Here is a 19,564-nt window from a genome sequence, read left to right as displayed (position 1 = left end):
GGACTGATTTTTTTAATGCTGCCTTAACTTTTCTTCATCCGGGCGGCTAATCCTGGACCCGCACAAGCCTTACGGCACGCAGCTTTACCGCGTCGGCATGCCAGATTTCCGTGAATTTGGGAGACGGGTCCTTCAGCTTGGAAGAACGGAGCGTCAGCCTATGGATTCCCGGTTCCAGCCACGTCACTTGTCCCAATCGGGACCGTATCGGGATGTAGGGATGCTGGCATGATGGAGAATCCGGATCCTCCCCGTCTTCCGCCGGATCGGTAACCAGGCAGCTGCCATCCGTCTCCAAAACGACCGGTTCCGGATACAGCCCGGGCCAATCCTGATCGTGCCGCTTGAAGCTGATCAGCATCAGTTCATAGGTGCCCGGCTGAACGAGCTTGAAGGTCCACTCCGCCTGCCGCAGCGCCGGAATCCCCGCTGCCTCGTCATCCTCCCTGACAAGGGTTACGCTGGCTAGGGGGACATCCAGCTGCAGCCGGCCGCTGTCAAGCTGCGTTAACGTCCGGTCGAAATCAGGCTCTTCGGCCATTTCCAGGGCAATAACCGTCACATGCTCGTCAGCCGGTTCGGCTGGAAGCTCCACTTTGAGGACATGCAGATCGAGCGCCTCATCAACGGTCTGCCGGAACGCCAGTTCTTTTTTCTTCGGGTCGGCCAGGCAGTATATACGCGATACCTCGCCACGAATGCCGTACATCACCAAGCCGTCCGCAGGCCATTTGTCGTTATGAACGTGCACATATACTCGTCCCGGGCGGGTTGTCACGGCTCCAAATTCCAGCTCGGCCGGAAACGGGCTGCCTTCGGTGCCGTAAATGGCGTCGCTATTCCGCCGTATCCATTCACCGACCTCCCGCAGACGCTCCGCGGACAGCTCCGGAATCGTCCCTTCCGGCGTTGGACCGACGTTCAAGAGCAGGTTACCGCCCTTGCCGATGACATTCACCAGCTTCTTGATCACCGCCTCCGCCGTCTTCCATACCTGGTCGCGGGTCGTATATCCCCATGACTGGTTCAGGGTCATCGGCGTTTCCCACGGCCGCTGATCTTCACCGCTCATCCCGATCTCGTTATCGCCCTTGGAGACATAATCGCCCATGCCGATGAAGTGCGACACCCTGGAATTAATGAGGCAGTCCGGCTGCAGACCTTTCACAAAGGCCACGATATCGCGGCTGTCCGCTTCCGATAACCCGCCCGCCGTATCAAACCAGAGCAGGCCGACCGGCCCGTAGGAAGTGAGCAGCTCCTTCAGCTGCGGCTTCGCCTTGCCTTCCCAGTATTCGGGGAAGTGCTTCTCCGCCAGATTGTAATCCCAGGTGTTGTTATGTTCTTTGTGCAGCGAATGGGGATGGTGCCAGTCAATCACATGCGAATAGTAAAAGCAGAGTACGATTCCCGCCTCGCGGCAAGCCTCGGCAAGCTCCTTCATCGGATCGCGCCCAAATGGCGTCGCGTCCACGATGTTGAAGGGATCGGCTTTGGAGTGGAACATCGCAAACCCGTCATGATGCTTGGCCGTGATAACGATATATTTCATCCCTGCGTCTTTGGCCAGCTGTACCCAGGCTGCCGCGTCAAACTGCTGCGGATTAAAATCCCCGGCCAGCTTCTCGTACTCGCGGACGGGGATCTTGTCGGCATACATGACCCATTCGCCCTTGGCCAGCGCTGCGTACAGTCCCCAGTGGATGAACATGCCAAACCTCGCATCCGTCCACCATGCCGTGGCCGGATCGCTTCGCTTGTGCACTTCTTGCTCTCCCATACGTGTTGCCCCCTTCTACCAATACGGCTTCCAGTCCCGGGTTACGCGAACCAGTGCCTCGTACATGTAATAGTCGCCCCAGATGCAGCACTCGTCGACGCCGTTTCCGCCAGGCTTGCTGTATACCGCATGCAGCAGAATGCCGTTCGACTCCGGCACGTGCCAGGTCATATAATGATCGATCAGGGATTTCAACATCCGCAGCGCGGCATTTTCGTACAGCCGTTTCAGCGGGTCGGTCAGCGGCAGATGCGCCGCGGTCTCGATCAGGCCGCAGACCGCAATCGCCGCAGCGGAGCTGTCCCGCTCTTCATCTCCTTCTGTAAATACGAGATCCCAGTAGCATACCTCGTCCTGCGGAAGCCGGTTAAGGAAGTAATTCGCCAGCCTGGACGTCAACTGCAGGTACCTGTCATCGCCGGTGTAGCGGTAGGAGAGCGGGAAGCCGTAAATCCCCCACGCCTGTCCGCGCGACCAGCATGAATCGTCCGCATGCCCCTGCGCGGTGGAGCCGTACTTCGGCTGTCCCGATGCGATATCCATATAAAAGGTGTGATAACTGGATGCATCCTCCCGAATGAGATGCTCCGCCGATTTCCGGGCGTGCGACTCGGCCGCAGCCTTATATTTGGGGTTACCGGTGACGTCCGATGCCCAGTACAGCAGCGGCAGATTCATGAGGCAGTCAATGATGATCCTCCCCTGCTGCCTGGGATCCTGGAGATTTCCCCAAGCCTGGATGATCCCCGCCTTGTCCCAGTAACGCTCCATCAGGAGATCCGCTGCCTGAACGGCGAGCGTCTTGGCCTCTTCGCTGCCGGTCAGCTTGTAGGCTGCCACGCAGGACAGCGTATAGAGAAATCCTAAATCATGCGTGTCCGTATAGCGACGTTCCTCCACTCTCCTACGGTAGCTGTCCAGCTGGCCCTCCGCGGCGGCGCGGTACTTGGCATCGCCGGTCGTTTCGTAAGCGAGCCACAGCATCCCGGTCCAGAATGCCGGCGTCCACTCCGTGTTTCCGGTCTGCCGGTATACCAGATTCGTGCTGGCCTCCGACGGAAACGTGTCCTGAAATGTCTGGAGATTCCGGTCCACCTGGCGCCGAATAAATTCCATAGCCTCCAGGCACCTTTCCCGCGTAAGCCCGGAGTCCTCCTTATACCTCCCTGAATTCTTGATGTCCTCGTCCTTCACCTGCTTCATCGCTGCCACCCTCCATGATTGTTGATTTTGGCGTTCGTCATGAACTGAATTGTAAACAGGCCATGCACGCTTCACAATCGCCGTTATTCGTGGTAACACTGCCGTTTTTTCTGGTTGCAGCAGGATATGAAAATTCGTTGGTCTCCAAAAAAAACGTCAGGAAGGTCTTCAGTCCGGGATCGAAACCGATGTCTACAAGGTCAACAAGCTTGCAGCGGCATCGAGCCGAGCACGAAAAAAACGACCCGGCTGCGGCGGCTCGTGAAAGCTCTGCAATACACGGATCGTTTGAAGTTCAGGGTCAGGGGATCTCGATATGAAAAGTTTCCCGCAATCCGCGGGACCCTTCGTCGGTAATGTGCAGCGCCCGCGTTCCTTCCATGCGCCGCAGCCATCGCAGCTCGAGCAGCCGCTCAAGCATCGCGCTGCCCAAGGAGCCGGCCAAATGCGGCGTGCGCTCGCTCCAATCGAGGCATTTGCTGCAGAAGCTGCGCCGCTTTTTCCGGACCGCTTCCACATCGATGCCCATATGTTCGAAGAAGGCGCCCCCTTCCCCGGTAACAGCAAAGGCGTCCGCTTCCTCGCGGATGACGCCGGCTTCGATCATCGCGTCCCTCAGGCGGATGCCCAGGTCCCCGGCGACATGATCGTAACAGGTTCTCGCCCGACGCAGGTGGCGGTTTTCCTCGGATTGCCTCAGCGACTTGATCTCAACCGGCGGCGCAAGCAATAGCAGCGTCTCCACCACGGCGGCCACATCATGGCTCTTCAAACCGTAATACCGGTGTCTTCCCTGCTTGTGCATGGCGATCATCCCCGCTTCTTCCAGCTTGGCCAAATGGTAACTCGCCGTCTGCGGGGTGATTCCCGCCATATAGGCCAGCTCGCTCGCCGGATGGAACCGTCCGTCCATCATGGCGGTCAGCATCGCCGCACGCGATGGATCGCTGATCATGGCCGCGGGATGAGCCGCAACCGGTCCTGCCTTCATCCTGCCCCCTCCTTTGCATTCCACATTTCGATGAACATTGTAATATGAACCGGTTACAATGTTCAAGTACATATCAACAAGGAGGCGTTTTGCCATATGACTGCAGCAGACCCGCAAACCCGTGCCATCACCCCGAAAATTTTATATTACGGCATGCCTGTCATCCTGATCACCACGCGTAACGAAGACCACACAACCAATATCAGCCCGATCTCTTCTTCCTTTGCGCTGGGGGACAACATCGTCCTGGGCATTTCAACGAGCAGTAAAGCTTATGATAATTTGAACCTTCACCCGGAATGCGTCATCAATCTTCCTTCCGCCCCGCTGTGGGAGAACGTGGAGCGAATCGCCCCTTATACCGGGAGAACCGTTGTCCCTGAGTTCAAGGAAGCCATGGGGTTTACGCACGAAAAGGATAAGTTCGCCGCAGGCGGATTCACCCCCGCCGATTCCGAGGCCGTGCAGCCATCGCGCATATCCGAATGCCCGATCCAGATTGAAGCACAGGTTCAGCGAATGACGGTGCCGGAATACGATCCGTTCTTCGCGATCGTGGAAACCCGTGCCGTCCGGGTCCATGCCCATGGTGACATCCTTATTGGAGATCATCATATCGACCCGCGGCGCTGGAATCCGCTCATTTACAATTTCCGTCACTACTTCGGTCTGGGAGATCAGCTGGGAGCAACCTTCCGGTCGGAAACGTAAGCCCTATTTGCCACCAAGTTTATTCAGCCGGGTATCTCTAAACAAAAAAAGACCCTCAAAGACGCACTGTCTTTGAGGGCCTTCCGGCCGAAATTCTAACGTATGCCAGCGTTTATTGCTTATTTCCTGTCAGCGGCAGCAATCGGAGCAGCATACCGCCGTCCCCGTCTGGCCCTGGCGGTTCTTCCGTCCCGGCTCATCCTTGATGATATACAGCTGACGGAAGCCGACCCGTTTCAAGAATCGGGCCGCCTGTTTGCTCTGCCGACTGCTGCCGCCCAGAATCACAACCGGCTCAGAGGTGGAGAGCTCCTTTTTCCACAGATACGGCAGCCGGCCAAGTGAAATATTGACCGTACCGTTCTCATGCTCCCGCAAATAATCCACCGGATCTCTCACGTCCAGCATTTTGATGTCTTCCTGATCCCTGGCGATGACCTTCAAATCGTCGGGATGGATGGGCGTAAGACCATGGACAGGCAGGATATTCCGGAGCAGCCATACTCCAATGACGATAACGGCTGCCAGCAACAACCAAATCATCCGCTTTCCTCCCTGGTTATATTGTAGCGAGGGATCATGTCCTTAGCCGCTTCACAGCAGCATAGTGCTGCCACACAGCAAAAAGGCGCTAATCGGACAAGCATCCATTAACATTTTCTATAAGTCATTAACAAATTTGATTATAACCCCGGGAAGGAAATTGTCAATGCAGCATCATGTCTATTTTCCCTTTCTATAATATAAAGGCGCATGTCCCGTAACCGATTTGAACACCCGGCCAAAATGCGTAACGCTCCCGAAACCCACCTTCCTGGCAATGAGATTTACCTTCAAAGTCGTCTGCTCGAGCAGATGTTTGGCTTCCTTGATTCGGACGCTGTTCACATACTCCACGAAGGTAAAACCTGTAGCAACCTTAAAAAACCTGCTCAAATAATAGGGGCTGGTATAAAATCTCTCCGCTAACCCATGAAGCGACAGATCCTGCATATAATGCTGGTTGATATAATGCACGACTTCCGAGATCCGTTCATGCATGGGGCTTGGCGCTTCCGGTCTCTCCGGAAGCGCTTGGCCCGCATGCCTGCAGCAAAGGATGAGCAGCTGCAGCACCAAGGCCTGTGCGTACATGTCGAAGCCCGGTCGCTGGTCCTGCACCTCCTGGATAATGCCCCGTGAAATCGCCTCAACGGAGGACCGGCTATAGGGAGAGCATTTGACAATGACGTATTCCTGATCGAACAGCGGCTGCAATATGTCCTTATAGTCGCCGTTCAGTGCCATAAAGCATTCATGAATGTTGACGACGAGGCGTTCATGCCTGGGCATCGCCGCATTGGTCGTCCGATGCAGAATGTTGGGAGGAACGATGACGACATCCCCTTCGCTGACCACCATTGTCCGGTCCTTAATGAAAAATTCGCGGCTGCCTGACATCAAATAATAAACTTCGTATGTACTGTGAAAATGGCTGGCCGGCATATGATGGCTTAACGCCTTCCGGTAGGACACCGAGAAGGTCCCCTCTGCGTTTTCATAGTTAACCTCACTCAATTTATATCCAACCTCTCCACCGGTTTGCCTATATTATACGCTCCTTCCGAATTGGCGCAAGATATAAGAAGAATTTGCGTATTCAAGCAAAAACCGTACATTTTCCTGTGCTAATCTAGGCATAAGCACAAAGAGGAGGAATGAGACCGTGAACACGTCAGAACTTCAATCCAAGCAGCAGCTGCAGGAGGAAAGTACGCCCATTCAATGGGCCGAACAAGCCTGCGAAGCATTAATGGCCAAATTCGAACCCGAACAGCTTCCGCCGGACCGTTTCCATTATCACCAGGGGGTCTTTCTGTCGGGCATGGAGAAATGCTGGAGGCAAACCGGTAAAGATCAATATTTTGACTACATTAAACGTTGGGTGGACAGTCAGATTCTAGCCGACGGCAGCATCAAAAAGTACAACCCCGATGAGCTCGATGACATCCAGCCAGGTGTGCTTCTTTTCAACCTGTTTGAACAAACGGGAGACGAACGTTACAAACAAGCGCTGCACACGCTTGTACCATTGCTGAAGTCATGGAGAACCAACCCGTCGGGCGGATTCTGGCACAAGGGGCACTGCCCGAATCAAATGTGGCTGGACGGTTTATACATGGCCGGACCGATCGCCGTTCAGTTCGGCAGGACGTTCGGCGACAGCGAATATTTTGACATGATGGCTTATCAGGCGATCCTGATGTCGAAGCATACCAAGGACCCGGGCACCGGACTCATGTACCACGGTTGGGATGAAACCAAAGAAGCGTCCTGGGCCGATCCGGAAACGGGGCTCGCTCCGGAGTTCTGGGGACGCGCTATTGGCTGGTATCCTGTCGCCCTGCTGGAAATGTTCGAACACCTGCCAGAGGATCATAAAGACAAAGCCGCGCTAACCGTCATCCTGCAGGATCTGCTCGCGGCTTTGCCGAAATACCAGGATCCAGACTCAGGCTTATGGTACCAGGTTGTCGACAAGGGCGACCGCCCGGACAACTGGCTGGAAAGTTCCTGTACCGCCCTGTACGTACACGCCATTGCCAAAGCGGTGCGGTTCGGTTATTTGGACGAAAGTTATCTAGCGTACGCCTGGAAAGGATACCAGGGCGTCATCGACACGCTGAAATTTGACGAGAACGGACGTGTGATCATCGGCCAAATATGCATAGGCACAGGCATTGGGGACTACGCCCACTACATTGCCCGTCCTACGAGTGAGAACGACCTCCACGGCGCCGGCGCTTTTATTCTGATGTGCACGGAAATGAACTTGGCGAAGAAAGCAGGCTGAGGGCTGAACCGGAGCAAGCCGATCCCGCGCCCAAATCGTTTGAGTCCGTTTCCTAGGTACGGTCCTCAGCTCAGCTATGATTTTCCGGACTTCGAGTTTAAGAAAAAAAACCGTCTCCACACCGGATGTACCGGAACGGAGACGGTTTTCTTCATTTTACACCATCACACGCTTGAGCTTGTGAACGTAACGCGAGCGTACGATCAGGAAGTATACCATCTGGACGATAACAAAAGCGATCGAAGCGAGCAGAACGGACGAATTCACTTCCCCGACCCCGAAGTCCTTACGGACGGCATTCAGCACAACGAGCGTCTGTATGACCGACACCACGATCGGAACGAAGAACAGCGCGGCGATCTGCAGCGTTGCGGCGCGGCTCATTTCCTGGATTTTCAGGCCGATTTTGGACATCGACTGGTACATCCGCTGATCCTGTGTCAGCTCATGGTGCAGCTTGAAATACAGGAAGCTAGCGGAGGAAATGGACAGAACCGCCGTAATGAAAATTCCGGCAAAGCTCATCATCGCGAAGGACTGCCTCAACGAGTAGTAATCCCCGCCCCGGGCGCTGATGATGTTTTCGGATTGGCCGCTCAATTCCCTGTCGATCCCCTCCTGCTTCAGCTTCATGCCAATGCTGATTTCCGGATCTCCTTCCGCAGGAACGGTACCTGTCGACCATTCGGGAATCATATACACGACGCTGCCCTGGATCCGGTTAGATTTCGGCTCAGAGGACAGAAGCTTCTTGTGCACATGATATTCATCATCCGAAATAACCAGCATATCCGATACGGTAGGCGACACGTTCACGTCAGGCTTAATCGTATCGGTGATGTCCAGCTCGGCTTTCGTATCCCGCAGCGTAATCTTCCTGAGATCGTACCAATCCGGACGCTCCCTTGATACCTCCGTGGCAGGGATGACATGCACTGCCTGATGGTAATCCAGCTTGCCAACCTTCGGTGCACCGGCGGCTTCCGCAAGTTGATTGTACATGGACCGCGGCATAACCGAGACTGAAGAGGTTCTATCCTCCACCACGCTAAAATATTGCTCCGTACGAATCGTCTGATAGGTAATGCCTTGACGGCTCAGCGATTGGTCGATCAGGGCCAAGTCCCCCTTCACGCTTGTGTCGTCATACACCGAAAGCCGGATGGCATACGGATTCGCCCTGTAATTATCTTTATTCGTCTCGTTGATGGACATCACGAACGCGACGCTCATGCAGGAAATTGCTGTGACGACCGTCACCATGAACAGCACTCTCGCATTATCTTTCATTTTATAGGCCATTTCCGAAATCCAGATCAGGTTCGTCCCCTTCCACACCCACCTGCGGCTGCGCTTCAAGAGACGCATGACAAGCACGGTAATTTGCGTGAAAAAGAAATACGTCCCCGCAATCCCGGTCACGGCGGCGAGAACGAGATTCACCCGGAGTGACATATAGCCTGCGGCCAGAAGGGCGATCCCGAATAAGGAAATCAGGATGGACGCCTTCGGTTCGGTTTTCGGCCGATTCGACCCCTGCAGCAGATGCAGGACGTGATTGCGGCGGATCAGGATCAGCGTAAACGCCGAAATCGCGATGAACAGCAGGGAGAACGCGGCCACCGTCAGCAGCACCGCTTTAACAGGAAGGTACAGGCCCAGCTTCTCCATGCCCACTACCTTTGCGCTCAGCAGCAGAAACAGCTTGGACAGAATGAGGCCGCTGCCGATCCCGGTCACGATGGACGATGCGCCGATGATCATATTTTCGATGAAGACCAGGCGGCTGATCTGGCCCTGCTCCGCCCCCAGAATCGTCAGGATGCCGAATTCCTTGTTTCTTGCCTTCAGAAAAGCCCCGATCGAGTAGAGCACAAACAGAAATGAAAAAATGTAAATGATGTACTCCATAATCAGCATGACCAGCATCGTCGTGTGTCCAAGCTCGGTCTTGTTGATGTCCGGATGGAAAATAAACAAGGCATACGTAAAAAACACCATCACCATAAAGCTGCTGCTGAGGTAGTAAGCGAAATAAGCCCTGGCGTTGCGCTTGACGTTGTTAAACGCGAATTGAGGAAAGCTCATGTGCGTTACCTCCCAGGAAAGACAGCATCTCGATGATCTTTTGGAAAAAGGCCTGCCGGCTCTCTCCCCGGTGAATTTCTCCCGACAGCTCGCCGTCTTTGATGAAAACCACCCGGTGGCAGTAGCTTGCGGCCTGGGGGTCATGCGTTACCAGCATCATCGTCACGCGGTCGGCGACGTTCAGCTTCTCCATCGTCTCCATCACGTTGCGGGAGGATGCGGAATCCAGCGCCCCGGTCGGCTCATCGGCGAGCAGCAGGGACGGCGAAGGGATGATCGCCCGCGCGATGGCCGCACGCTGCCGCTGTCCGCCGGAAATCTCATAGGTGCGTTTGTTTAAAATATCGGTAATGCCCAGCTTGTCTGCAATCCGCGTTAGCCGCGCTTCAATATCCGGCAGCTTCATCCGGTCCAGCGTCAGCGGAAGCACGATATTTTCGGCTACGGTAAGGGTATCCAGCAGGTTGAAGTCCTGAAAAACAAAGCCGAGCTGGCGCCGGCGGAATCCCGCCAGTTCCTTCTTTTTCAGCTTGTGGGGATTCTGCCCGTTGATCAGCACCTCCCCGGAGCTTGGCGCATCGATCGTGGAGACCATGTTCAGCAGCGTCGTTTTGCCGCTTCCCGAGGGCCCCATAATGCCGACAAATTCGCCTTGCTTGATCGTCAGCTGAATATTCGTTAAGGCGCGGGTGGTTACTTTGCCCGGATAGACTTTGCTCAAGCCGGTTACTTTCAATATATCCGTCACAGGAATGCTCCTTTCTTGTCTGTCTTCTGTGATACCTCTACTGTAAAGCATAACCCGCAGCCGAAACTATGGATTCGTCTTACGCCAATCTTAAACCTTCGTAAGGATATGTTCGGGGTCCCTCACCGCAAAAAAAGGACGCCATGACATTTCATCAAAGCGCCCTCTCTCCCTCTGCGATTGTTAGACAGATGGCCGCAACGGCCGCGCAACAAAAACGAACCTTACCGTCGTCCCCTGTTCGGGAGCTGAATTGATTTCTACGCGGTGACCGAGCCGGCTGCACACCTCGCGGACCAGGTACAGACCCATTCCCGTCGATTCGTGGTAGTTCCGGCCCGTACTTCCCGTGTAATAAGGCTCAAATACCCGCCCTAAATCCTCGGGCCGGATGCCCACGCCTTGATCCGTGATTTCCAGCACCGTTTCGGCTTCGCGGCGGCTGGCTGCAAACACTACTCGCTCACCGCGGCCGGACGAATACGTGACAGCATTCGTGATCACTTGACCCAGCATGAAATGAAGCCACTTGGCGTCCGAGTAGACGGCCAGCTCCTCATCGATCCGGATGTCCGGTACAAGACGATTGCGGATGAACCAGCGCCGGTTGTCGGCCACAGCCTCCTGGACGGCAGACCGGAGCGGAATGGCATCGACCCGAAAGTCATGCTCAAACCGGTCCAGCCGGGATGTATACAGTGCCATCTCCAATCCCTTGCGCAGCTTGTCCAGCTCCTCCTGAATGCTGCCCTCCACCTCGTCGTCCAAATCCATATCCTCCAGCGTCAGCTGGATGACCGAGATCGGCGTCTTCATTTGGTGCACCCACCGGTTGATAAAAGCGGTGTGAAGCGCAAGCCGCTGCCTCGTATCATAGAGCTCATTCTGATACAGCTGAAATTGATTCTCCAGCAGCTCATGCAGCGCATCGGCCAGCGGGGTCTCCCCGATTTCGTTCTGGGACTGGTCCAGCGTCCCGGCCGGCTCCGACAACCGCTGGTATAAGCGGCGGTGGCTCAAATACCTGTAGGTTAAATAAACGAATAATAGAACCGTTATCAGGACGGCGCTGTACAGGGAGATGGAGACGGAATGCGTATCCGACCCCAGCCAAAACAGCGTTCCGACCAGGATGATCTGCACGAGGTATACGATCAGAAGCGGGATGTGCTCTTTCAAAAACAGCCTCACGGCGTCTCCTCTCCCATGGTACGGAGCACATAGCCGGCTCCACGTACCGTTTCGATCCGCTCCTCCATGTCCAGCTCCTTCAGCTTCTTGCGCAGCCGGGTCATATAGACGTTCAGCGTGTTGTCATCAACAAAGTGATGATCTTCCCACAGCAGATCCAGCAGGCGGTTGCGGCTGACGACTCGGCCGGCCCGGTTCATCAGCGCTTCAATCAGCATCGATTCCTTCTGTGTCAGCTCTACACTGGCGCCGGCTGATGACAGAATAAACCGTTCCGGATACAGCGTCAGTCCGCCCGGCTCCTCTACTTTGCGCTCCTCCTGCCTGCCGGAATAAGAGCCGTAGGCACGGCGAAGGCTGCTGCGGATTTTGGCCATCACCACTTCATAAGCAAATGGCTTCGTTATATAATCGTCCGCCCCGTTCTCCAGCGCCATCACCTGGTCCATTTCACTGTCGCGCGCCGAAATGAACAGCACCGGGCATGTGGACACATGCCGGATCTGCCGGCACCAATAAAAGCCGTCAAACTTCGGAAGATTGACGTCCAGCAGAACGAGATGCGGCTGGAAAGATTCAAACCGTTCCACCACCCGGTCGAAATCCTCCAGCACCGCCGCCTCATACCCGTATTTCTCCACATGCGCCTTCAGCATGGAGGAGATTTTGGCGTCATCTTCGATAATGAATATACGAAACAAAACAATACCTCATTTCCTTTCCGCCGACGGCGGAAGATTCAGGGCGGGCTCGGATGCCGGCGCAGGCAGTTCCCCTGCCTGCGCGTCTTCACCGATGCGCAGCTGCTGCATGGCAAACTCGCGGTACATGGCATGCGATTCGAACAGCTCCTGATGCGTCCCGCTTCCTGTAATGCGGCCCTTCTCGATGAACAGAATCTGATCCGCATCAACGACGGTCGACAGCCGGTGGGCGATAACCAGCGTCGTCCGGCCCTTCATCAAGTTGTCGAGCGCCTTTTGGACGAACACCTCCGACTTGCTGTCGAGACTCGAAGTCGCCTCGTCCATCATCAAAATTTGCGGGTTCCGCAGCAGCGCCCGGGCGATCGAAATCCGCTGGCGCTGGCCGCCGGACAGCTTCACTCCGCGTTCGCCGACTTCCGTGTCATATCCTTCCGGCAGCTCATGAATAAAAATATCGGCATACGCCATATGCGCCGCCCGTTCCACTTCCTCGTCCGTCACTATCCGGTCCAGCCCGTAACAAATATTGTCGCGGATCGTGCCGGAAATGATCGGGCTCTCCTGTGGTACATATCCGATCCGGCTGCGCCAAGAATGCAGCGAGAAGGATTCGATATCTTCCCCGCCGATACGGATGGTGCCTCCGGTCGGCTTGTAGAAGCGCTCGATCAGGGAGAAGAGCGTCGTTTTCCCGCCCCCGCTCGGTCCGACCACGGCCGTCACCTTGCCGGGCTCCAGCGTGAAGTTAAGTCCGTGCAGCACGCCCTCGCCATCGCCGCTGTAGGCAAACGTCAAATTTTCCGCTTCGATGGCCTGAGCCGCATCGGTCAGCGTGCGGCCCTGCAGCACGTCCTCCTGCTCGTCCTCCAAAATGGAGACGATGCGTTCGGTTGCCCCCACGGATTTTTGCAGCTGCGTGAAAAAAGCCGTAATCTGGTTCACCGGCATGACAATCTGGAACAGGTACAGAATGAATGCCACGAGCTCCCCGGCGGTCAGCGCCCCGCTGGATACGCGCATGCCGCCGTATCCGATAATGACGACCAGCAGGCCCATCATGACCAGCGAAATGACCGGGCCGATGAACGCCTGCACTTTGCCCTCGCGGATGCCGAGCGACAGCAGGCTCTCAATGGAACTCCGCCCGACCCGCTCTTCGCGGTCTTCGGCGTTCGAGGCTTTGACCAGCCTGATCTCGGACAGCACCTGGTTCAGCACTGCTGTGAACGAGGCGGTTTCATCCTGCATTTTCCGTGAAATGTTCAGCATGGTCCGGCCGAGCGGCACCAGCACCGCCGAAGCCACCGGGATGGCGGCGAGCATGATCAGCGTCATCTGCCAGTCCATCAGCAGCAGGATGATGATCGAGCCGATCATAGAGATGATGCCGTTAAAAAAACCGGTCACATGCTCGGATACGAGCGATTTCAGCACCGCGGTATCATTGGTCATCCGGCTCACGGTATCTCCGGTCCGGTTATTGTCATAGTAGGGGATGGTGAGCGTCAGCAGCTTCTTCCACAGCCTGTCGCGGAGCTTGGCCACCACCTCCTGCCCCAGCCGGTTCAGCAGGTAGATCGAGACGCCGCCGGCAATCGCCTGCAGGACGAACGTCACGACCAGCAGTACGATCTGCTCCGGACGGATCGACTCCACAGAGAAGCTGTCCACCAGATTTTTCGTAAAATACGGGACGATCAGGCTGACCAGCGTGGAAATGACGCTCAGCACCGAAGCCACGGCGAGCAGCCATTTCGACGGCCTCGTCTGCATGACGAGGCGGATGAACGCCTTCCAGTCTCCTTTGGGGGCGGCCGCTTCTTTCGAAGCCCCGCCGATTGCAGATTGATGATCCGTCATCGTAACACCGCTTCCTTTACATGATAGGGTCCAGCTCCATTTTCTATAGTTATACCGCCCGGATCGTTCTTGTCAAATTCAGGCGCGTCCACCCGTGTATACGTTACTCCCCCTTTGCGGGTTTCGTTCCTCCCGCCCGCGCTTCATCAGCGAGCCAGCTTCGGGCGCAATCGATCATCTTCCGCGTCGCCGGAGAGACGTTCCTCGTAGCGTTCAGGGCGATCCCCAGCGACCGGCAGCTTCCGTCCTCGAGCTCCAGCGCCACCACCTCGTTCCGCCTGCCCCGCAGGATCATTTCCGGTAAAATGCTGATGCCCAGTCCGTTCTCCACCATGGCCACGATCGCATAATCGTCGGCCGCCCGGAACTTGACCGGCGGTTTAACCCTGCCTTTGCGCAGTACCCGCCGAACATCGTAATCGCTGCCTTCCTTCGGCATAATGAAGGGCTCGTTGGCAATGTCGACGTACCGTATGCAGGGCTCTTTTTCCAGGCGATGGCCCGGGGGAAGGATGCACAGCATCCGGTCCAGCTTTAACGGGATGACCTCAAACGAATCGAGGGTGGGCATCGACACAAACCCGAAGTCAATTTCGCCGCTGAGCAGCCATTCCTCGATCTCATGGTAGTCCCCTTCATACAAGTTCACTTCGATCCGGGGATGGCTGGCCAGAAAATCGCGGATAATCCCCGGGAGCCACTGCACCGAAATGCTGGTAAAGGTTCCGATCCGGATCGTGCCGGTTTCCAGCCCGTTAATGGCCGCCACTTCCTGCTTCAGCCGCTCCTGCACCTGCAGCATCTCTCGTACGAATGCAAGCACGCGTTCCCCGTTATCGGTCAGACGGACGCCGGAACGGTTTCGCGTAAGGATCGAGAAGCCAAACTCCGTTTCCAGACTGTGAACGGCATGGCTGACGCCGGACTGGGTCAAACCCAGCGCCTCAGAAGCTCTTGTCAGGCTGCCAAGCTCTACCACTTTATGAAACACTTCATACTTAAACAGGCTCACCTTCGCCACCCTTTTTTCATTAATTTCATTCATACTTCGCATTCAAAACATTCAATTTTCTTATTTAAAAATACCACGTATACTGGATCAGGCGAAAGCTGTTGTTCAAGTTTGATCGTGTAAAGGCAGGGTCTCCCATTCCATGAAACCTTTTAAAGCAAATGTCGTGATTATGATCGTCACCCTTTTTTGGGGCTCTTCCTATCTTTTTATGAAAATGGGACTGGATTCGGTTCAGCCCTTCAATCTGATCGCCCTCCGGTTCGGGCTGGCATTCATCGCCGCTGGCGGCCTCTTCGCAGGCCGGCTTCGCCGCAATACAGACGTCTCCGTATTGAAACATGCCGCGCTTTTAGGCTTCATCCTGTTCGGCGTGTTTGCCTCCATTATGCTTGGGCTTCAAGGAACGTCCACATCCAATGCGGGCTTTTTGATGAGCCTGACGGTCATCTTCGTGCCGGTTCTCTCGGCCGTATTCGGCAAAAGCATGCCAAGCAAGCGGCTCGTCCTGGGCGTCGTGCTGGCGATGACCGGGATCGGTCTGCTCACGCTGCGGCCCCAGTCCGGCATCGGCTTCGGAGACCTGTGGTGCATCCTCGGGGCCCTGCTGTTCGCCGTCCACATGATGCTGACGGGCCGTGCAGCCAAAACATCGCCGGACCCGCTCTGCATCGGCATTTGGCAGCTCGGCTTTGCCGGCGCGTTCGGGCTCGCCTTCACGGTGCTGTGGGAGACCCCGCGCCTGCCCGGCAGCATCTCCGGCTGGGTGGCGGTGCTGGCGCTCAGCCTCGTGTGCAGCGCGCTTGGCTTTATCCTGCAGACCATGGCCCAGCAGTATACAACCGCCACCCAAGCAGGCCTCATCTTTGCCTTGGAGCCGGTCGTGGCTGCCGTCTTCGGCCTGTTGTTCATGAACGAAACGCTGTCCATCCAAGGATATGCAGGCGCCAGTCTCGTTCTGCTCGGCGTAGCCCTGTCCGAGCTTAACGTCAGCAGGCTACTGGGCCGGAAGAAGCAGCCGCGCCGCGAGGCTGCCGGATGAAATGGCCGTACATACAGCAGCAAAAAAAAGGCGCCCCTCTCATCAGAGGCGGCGCCTTTTCATTTCGACTTGGACCCGGTCCAAGTCCAGTCCGGTCAGCTTATATGTCAGTTTTACGTACGCATTAGCGCAAGCGTAGGCGTTCCGCTCGAAACGTCAACGAAGAGCACGTAGTTGTTACCGTCCGTGCCCTTGAGCACAAGGCCGGGCTGGCTGGCCATGACTCCCGCATAGAGATGGACCTGCTGCAGGGTGGGACTACCCATCGGCACGGTCGGCTGGGCTTGCGCGACCACTCGGAATGCCGCGCTCACCGTACTGCCGGCGCCGATATTAACGGATACCGTCTGGCTGCCGTTGACCTGCTGGGACCCGGCAATGGTTTGGTTGCCATTGATCTGGGAGGACCCGGTTATCGTCTGGTTCCCCATCACGTTGAAATTTTGCGTGATCGTCTCATTGCCGTTGACTTGCAGGTCCTGACCGATGGTAGCGTTCCCCGTCACCTGTATGCTATCAAATGTTGGCATATCTCTCATTCCTTTCCCTGAAGATAGAATAGTATATGCCAAGCTTGTCATTGAAGCCCCGTGCTATTGACTCAACAATTCTTCCACCCGTGACACAGTTGTTCAAGACTCTTCTTTTCCTAGCATGCGATGATTGACTCTATTTCAAACCGTATTTGCCCAACAAACTGCGGGCATCCTTGTTGATCCGGTCCACATCCGGCCCTTTTGCCGGTTCGTCGGTAATTCCATAAGCAGCCTTCAGCTTAAGAACGGCGTATACCCGGTCATTGAGCACCTCTTCGGAAATCGTCCCGTTTTTTACCGCGTCCGTCAGTGCCTGGATGGCCTCCTTCTCCTTGGCGTAATCATGCCCGATCAGAATGATGTTTCCGCCCGCAAGGATGGCCCCGACCGATGCCTTGCCGATGCTGTAATTTTTATCGATCGCCCCCATCGTCATGTCGTCCGAGATGACGACGCCTTTGAACCCAAGCTCATTGCGGAGCAGGTCCGTAATGACGGCTTTGGAGAAGGACGCCGGGTGGTCCGGATCCAGCTTCGGCATCAGCAGATGCGCGATCATGACGACATCCGCCTGATCTTTCACCGCCGCCTGGAACGGCACGAGCTCGAGCTTCCGCAATCTTGCCAGGTCATGGTTCACGACAGGCAGACCGATGTGGGAATCCACCGACGTATCGCCATGCCCCGGGAAATGCTTCACGACCGGCACCACATGCTCCTCACGGATTCCCTCCATCGTAGCTTTACCGAGCCGGGCAACCCGTTCGGCGTCATTGCCGAAGGAACGGTCCCCGATCACGGGATTGTCCGGATTGCTGTTGACGTCCAGCACCGGCGCAAAATCCATGTTCAGCCCGAATCCGGCCAGCTCCCGGCCGAGGATCTGCCCGATGCCATGGGATAACTTCGTGCTGTTCTTCCTTCCGATAGCGAGGTTTGTCGGCATGTCGACGAATTTATCCGGCATCCGGGACACCCGTCCCCCTTCCTCGTCCACGCTCATCCACAGCGGCACGGGATTGTCCCGGTTGTCTTTTTTGAGGCCGTTGAACAGACTCAGTGCCTGCTTCGTGCTGTCGATATTATTTTTGTAGAAAATAAATCCGCCGACATAATACTTCTGCACGAGCTCGCGGGTTTCTGCACTTGTGGCGGTCCCGTCCATACCCACGAGTACGAGCTGGCCGATCTTCTCTTCGGTCGTCAGTTGGTTCAGCTGCTTAAGGACCGGATCGTCCGCTGTTGTATTTGTGCCACCCGGATGCGATCCGTCTGGACCCGTATCCTGGCCGCTGCCTCCGTCTACATTTGACGTGCCCTCTGGAGGATTGGACGTATCTCCGCCTTGATTTGCAGAAGAATTCGGCTCACCGTTCCCTCCGGCGGTACCCTCTTGCCCCGTTGCATCATGTTGACCATTTGCACCCGTTTGTCCAGATGCGTTATTTCCTCCGTGATTTAAGGAACAGCCGGTTGCGAGCATGATCGACATCACGCATGCCAAGCTGATTCGAAGCAGTCTATGCAAAGCCTTCACACCCTTCTTATTCTCGGTATGCTCTTCCTGTTTGTTCATCTTTGACCTCGGGCACAGAAATATACATGCTTAGGATTCATCTTATATGCCTGCTGTAATAATGCCCCACCAAATTTTTACGGCGGTGGCTGCGATCAGGACGGCAAGGGCGATTCTTAACGATTTGACGTTGAGGTGGCGGCTGACCATCGTCCCCACCGGTGCGCCAAGGATGCTCCCGAGCACGGTAAACAAGGTGGGCCACAGCGGGATATGCCCGCCGGCTATTTTCCCGGATACGCCGCCGATGGCCGAGATAAACACAATTGCCAGCGAGGAAGCCACCGTCACCCGAACCGGAATCCGCAGCATGGTCAGCATGATCGGAATCAGAATAAAGGAACCTCCGGCACCGACAATCCCGGAGACAACGCCCACCATCAAGGCGGAAACCGCGGAGATCCAAGGGTTATACTGCACCGATGCCAGCTGCACTTCCTCCTGAGTGCCACGGCCGGGGATCATCATCAAGACGGCTGCAATCACGGCCAGCACCCCGTAAATAATATTGATGCTTGCGCTGGGCAGATAAGCCGAGCCCAGGCTGCCTGCCAAGCTGCCGATCAGAATACTCGCCCCCATATTCATGATCAGCCCTTTGTGCATCAGCGGCTTTTCTTTTTTGCTCTGTCTGAGAAAAGCCAGCATGCCTGCCAGGGAAGAGAAAAATACCTGGATCATGCTGATCGAGGAAACCTGCCGCGGGCTGAATGTCTCAACGCCAAAAAGTCCCGGCACATAGAGCAGCAGCGGGTAATTGATAATGGCTCCGCCGATGCCCAGCAGACCTGAAAAAAAGGAACCTGCCAGTCCGATGAAAAACATAACGATATGTCCTGCTAAATCCATCTACTACACACCTCTGGATGACTGAATATTTCGCAGCAAAAAACTCAAAATTAACACTATACGAATGGAACATTAGCGTTTATAATAAACCCAAGTAAATCAATGGGAATAGGATGGTGAATAAGCTTGTTTGCGAAATTAAAGAGCTTGTTTGTAGACCGCTGCCCTTCGTGCTCTGAGCCTTTGCTTTCGAGCAAAGATCACCTGCGCGTCATCAAGAGCTGTCCGAATGACCATTATACGGAAGAGATTTACACCCATCTCCATGTGAGAATCGTTTACCATAAATGAGGATTGCCTACATTTCAGGCTCTAATAATGACGGCTGGATATCTCCCCTTGTGGGGCGACCCGGCCGTTTTTTTATTTTGCGGCGGCTTGTCCGCAGCGCGTTTATCATAACACACTTGACCTTGCCGAAGAAACCGATTGGAGAG

At 55.6% G+C, this 19,564-nt stretch carries 17 protein-coding genes; 3 read left to right on the top strand and 14 right to left on the bottom strand.

Translation table 11 applies throughout. The annotated features are described in order from the left end of the window. Nucleotides 1-46 precede the first annotated feature (46 nt). The 3 genes from MKY74_RS17115 to MKY74_RS17105 form a co-directional block, all read right to left on the bottom strand. Nucleotides 47-1,780 (bottom strand): alpha-L-fucosidase, encoded by a 1,734-nt coding sequence (locus MKY74_RS17115; protein ID WP_076167413.1) that lies wholly within the window; start codon nt 1,778-1,780, stop codon nt 47-49. 15 nt (nt 1,781-1,795) lie between these two features. Next, complete coding sequence (locus MKY74_RS17110; RefSeq protein ID WP_076167416.1) at nt 1,796-2,983, bottom strand: glycoside hydrolase family 88 protein; 1,188 nt, start codon at nt 2,981-2,983, stop codon at nt 1,796-1,798. 301 nt (nt 2,984-3,284) lie between these two features. Continuing rightward, nucleotides 3,285-3,974, bottom strand: coding sequence for an ArsR/SmtB family transcription factor (locus MKY74_RS17105; protein ID WP_076167418.1), 690 nt, complete (start codon nt 3,972-3,974; stop codon nt 3,285-3,287). Nucleotides 3,975-4,070: 96 nt separating this feature from the next. Here MKY74_RS17105 and MKY74_RS17100 point away from each other — a divergent pair, with 96 nt between their 5' ends. Next, nucleotides 4,071-4,685, top strand: coding sequence for a flavin reductase family protein (locus MKY74_RS17100; protein WP_076167420.1), 615 nt, complete (start codon nt 4,071-4,073; stop codon nt 4,683-4,685). A gap of 129 nt (nt 4,686-4,814) precedes the next feature. Here the strand turns inward: MKY74_RS17100 and MKY74_RS17095 are convergent, their stop codons facing one another. Both MKY74_RS17095 and MKY74_RS17090 read right to left on the bottom strand, forming a co-directional pair. Then, nucleotides 4,815-5,228 carry a rhodanese-like domain-containing protein gene (locus tag MKY74_RS17095; protein ID WP_076167422.1) on the bottom strand — a complete coding sequence of 138 codons (414 nt, stop codon included), beginning with the start codon at nt 5,226-5,228 and terminating at the stop codon, nt 4,815-4,817. Nucleotides 5,229-5,408: 180 nt separating this feature from the next. Then, complete coding sequence (locus tag MKY74_RS17090) at nt 5,409-6,242, bottom strand: AraC family transcriptional regulator (protein ID WP_076167425.1); 834 nt, start codon at nt 6,240-6,242, stop codon at nt 5,409-5,411. Nucleotides 6,243-6,390: 148 nt separating this feature from the next. Here MKY74_RS17090 and MKY74_RS17085 point away from each other — a divergent pair, with 148 nt between their 5' ends. Beyond that, nucleotides 6,391-7,518, top strand: coding sequence for a glycoside hydrolase family 88/105 protein (locus MKY74_RS17085; protein ID WP_084203741.1), 1,128 nt, complete (start codon nt 6,391-6,393; stop codon nt 7,516-7,518). Nucleotides 7,519-7,674: 156 nt separating this feature from the next. Here MKY74_RS17085 and MKY74_RS17080 read toward each other — a convergent pair whose 3' ends face one another. The 6 genes from MKY74_RS17080 to MKY74_RS17055 all read right to left on the bottom strand — a co-directional run bounded on the left by MKY74_RS17080 (nt 7,675) and on the right by MKY74_RS17055 (nt 15,124). After that, nucleotides 7,675-9,606: an FtsX-like permease family protein gene (locus tag MKY74_RS17080; RefSeq protein ID WP_076167427.1), complete on the bottom strand. Its 1,932-nt coding sequence runs from the start codon at nt 9,604-9,606 to the stop codon at nt 7,675-7,677. Next, nucleotides 9,581-10,354 carry an ABC transporter ATP-binding protein gene (locus MKY74_RS17075; protein WP_432206593.1) on the bottom strand — a complete coding sequence of 258 codons (774 nt, stop codon included), beginning with the start codon at nt 10,352-10,354 and terminating at the stop codon, nt 9,581-9,583. Before MKY74_RS17075 ends, MKY74_RS17080 begins: the two co-directional genes overlap by 26 nt. A 183-nt stretch (nt 10,355-10,537) precedes the next feature. Next, on the bottom strand, nt 10,538-11,545 hold the full coding sequence (locus MKY74_RS17070) for a sensor histidine kinase (RefSeq protein ID WP_076167432.1): 1,008 nt from the start codon (nt 11,543-11,545) through the stop codon (nt 10,538-10,540). After that, the gene (locus MKY74_RS17065; protein WP_076167434.1) at nt 11,542-12,246 is read right to left on the bottom strand and encodes a response regulator transcription factor; all 705 of its coding nucleotides are present in this window, start codon (nt 12,244-12,246) and stop codon (nt 11,542-11,544) included. Before MKY74_RS17065 ends, MKY74_RS17070 begins: the two co-directional genes overlap by 4 nt. A gap of 9 nt (nt 12,247-12,255) precedes the next feature. Next, nucleotides 12,256-14,112 (bottom strand): ABC transporter ATP-binding protein, encoded by a 1,857-nt coding sequence (locus MKY74_RS17060; protein ID WP_076167437.1) that lies wholly within the window; start codon nt 14,110-14,112, stop codon nt 12,256-12,258. 103 nt (nt 14,113-14,215) lie between these two features. Beyond that, complete coding sequence (locus MKY74_RS17055; RefSeq protein WP_076169467.1) at nt 14,216-15,124, bottom strand: LysR family transcriptional regulator; 909 nt, start codon at nt 15,122-15,124, stop codon at nt 14,216-14,218. A 142-nt stretch (nt 15,125-15,266) separates the two neighbouring features. On the opposite strand from MKY74_RS17055, the gene MKY74_RS17050 reads away from it, so the two are divergent. Further along, nucleotides 15,267-16,166 (top strand): DMT family transporter, encoded by a 900-nt coding sequence (locus tag MKY74_RS17050; RefSeq protein ID WP_076167439.1) that lies wholly within the window; start codon nt 15,267-15,269, stop codon nt 16,164-16,166. Nucleotides 16,167-16,279: 113 nt separating this feature from the next. Here MKY74_RS17050 and MKY74_RS17045 read toward each other — a convergent pair whose 3' ends face one another. The 3 genes from MKY74_RS17045 to MKY74_RS17035 form a co-directional block, all read right to left on the bottom strand. Next, nucleotides 16,280-16,696: a hypothetical protein gene (locus MKY74_RS17045; protein ID WP_076167442.1), complete on the bottom strand. Its 417-nt coding sequence runs from the start codon at nt 16,694-16,696 to the stop codon at nt 16,280-16,282. A 139-nt stretch (nt 16,697-16,835) separates the two neighbouring features. Next, nucleotides 16,836-18,278, bottom strand: a complete 1,443-nt coding sequence (nagZ, locus tag MKY74_RS17040; protein ID WP_244169186.1) for a beta-N-acetylhexosaminidase — start codon at nt 18,276-18,278, stop codon at nt 16,836-16,838. Between the two features lie 42 nt (nt 18,279-18,320). Then, nucleotides 18,321-19,127 (bottom strand): sulfite exporter TauE/SafE family protein, encoded by an 807-nt coding sequence (locus MKY74_RS17035; RefSeq protein ID WP_076167444.1) that lies wholly within the window; start codon nt 19,125-19,127, stop codon nt 18,321-18,323. Between the last annotated feature and the right edge of the window lie 437 nt (nt 19,128-19,564).

The sequence above is a fragment of the Paenibacillus sp. FSL R5-0378 genome, assembly GCF_038009285.1.
Lineage (GTDB): Bacteria > Bacillota > Bacilli > Paenibacillales > Paenibacillaceae > Paenibacillus_AQ > Paenibacillus_AQ favisporus.
The sequence above is the reverse complement of the archived record's forward strand: the minus strand, read 5'-3'. Positions and strand labels throughout refer to the sequence as shown.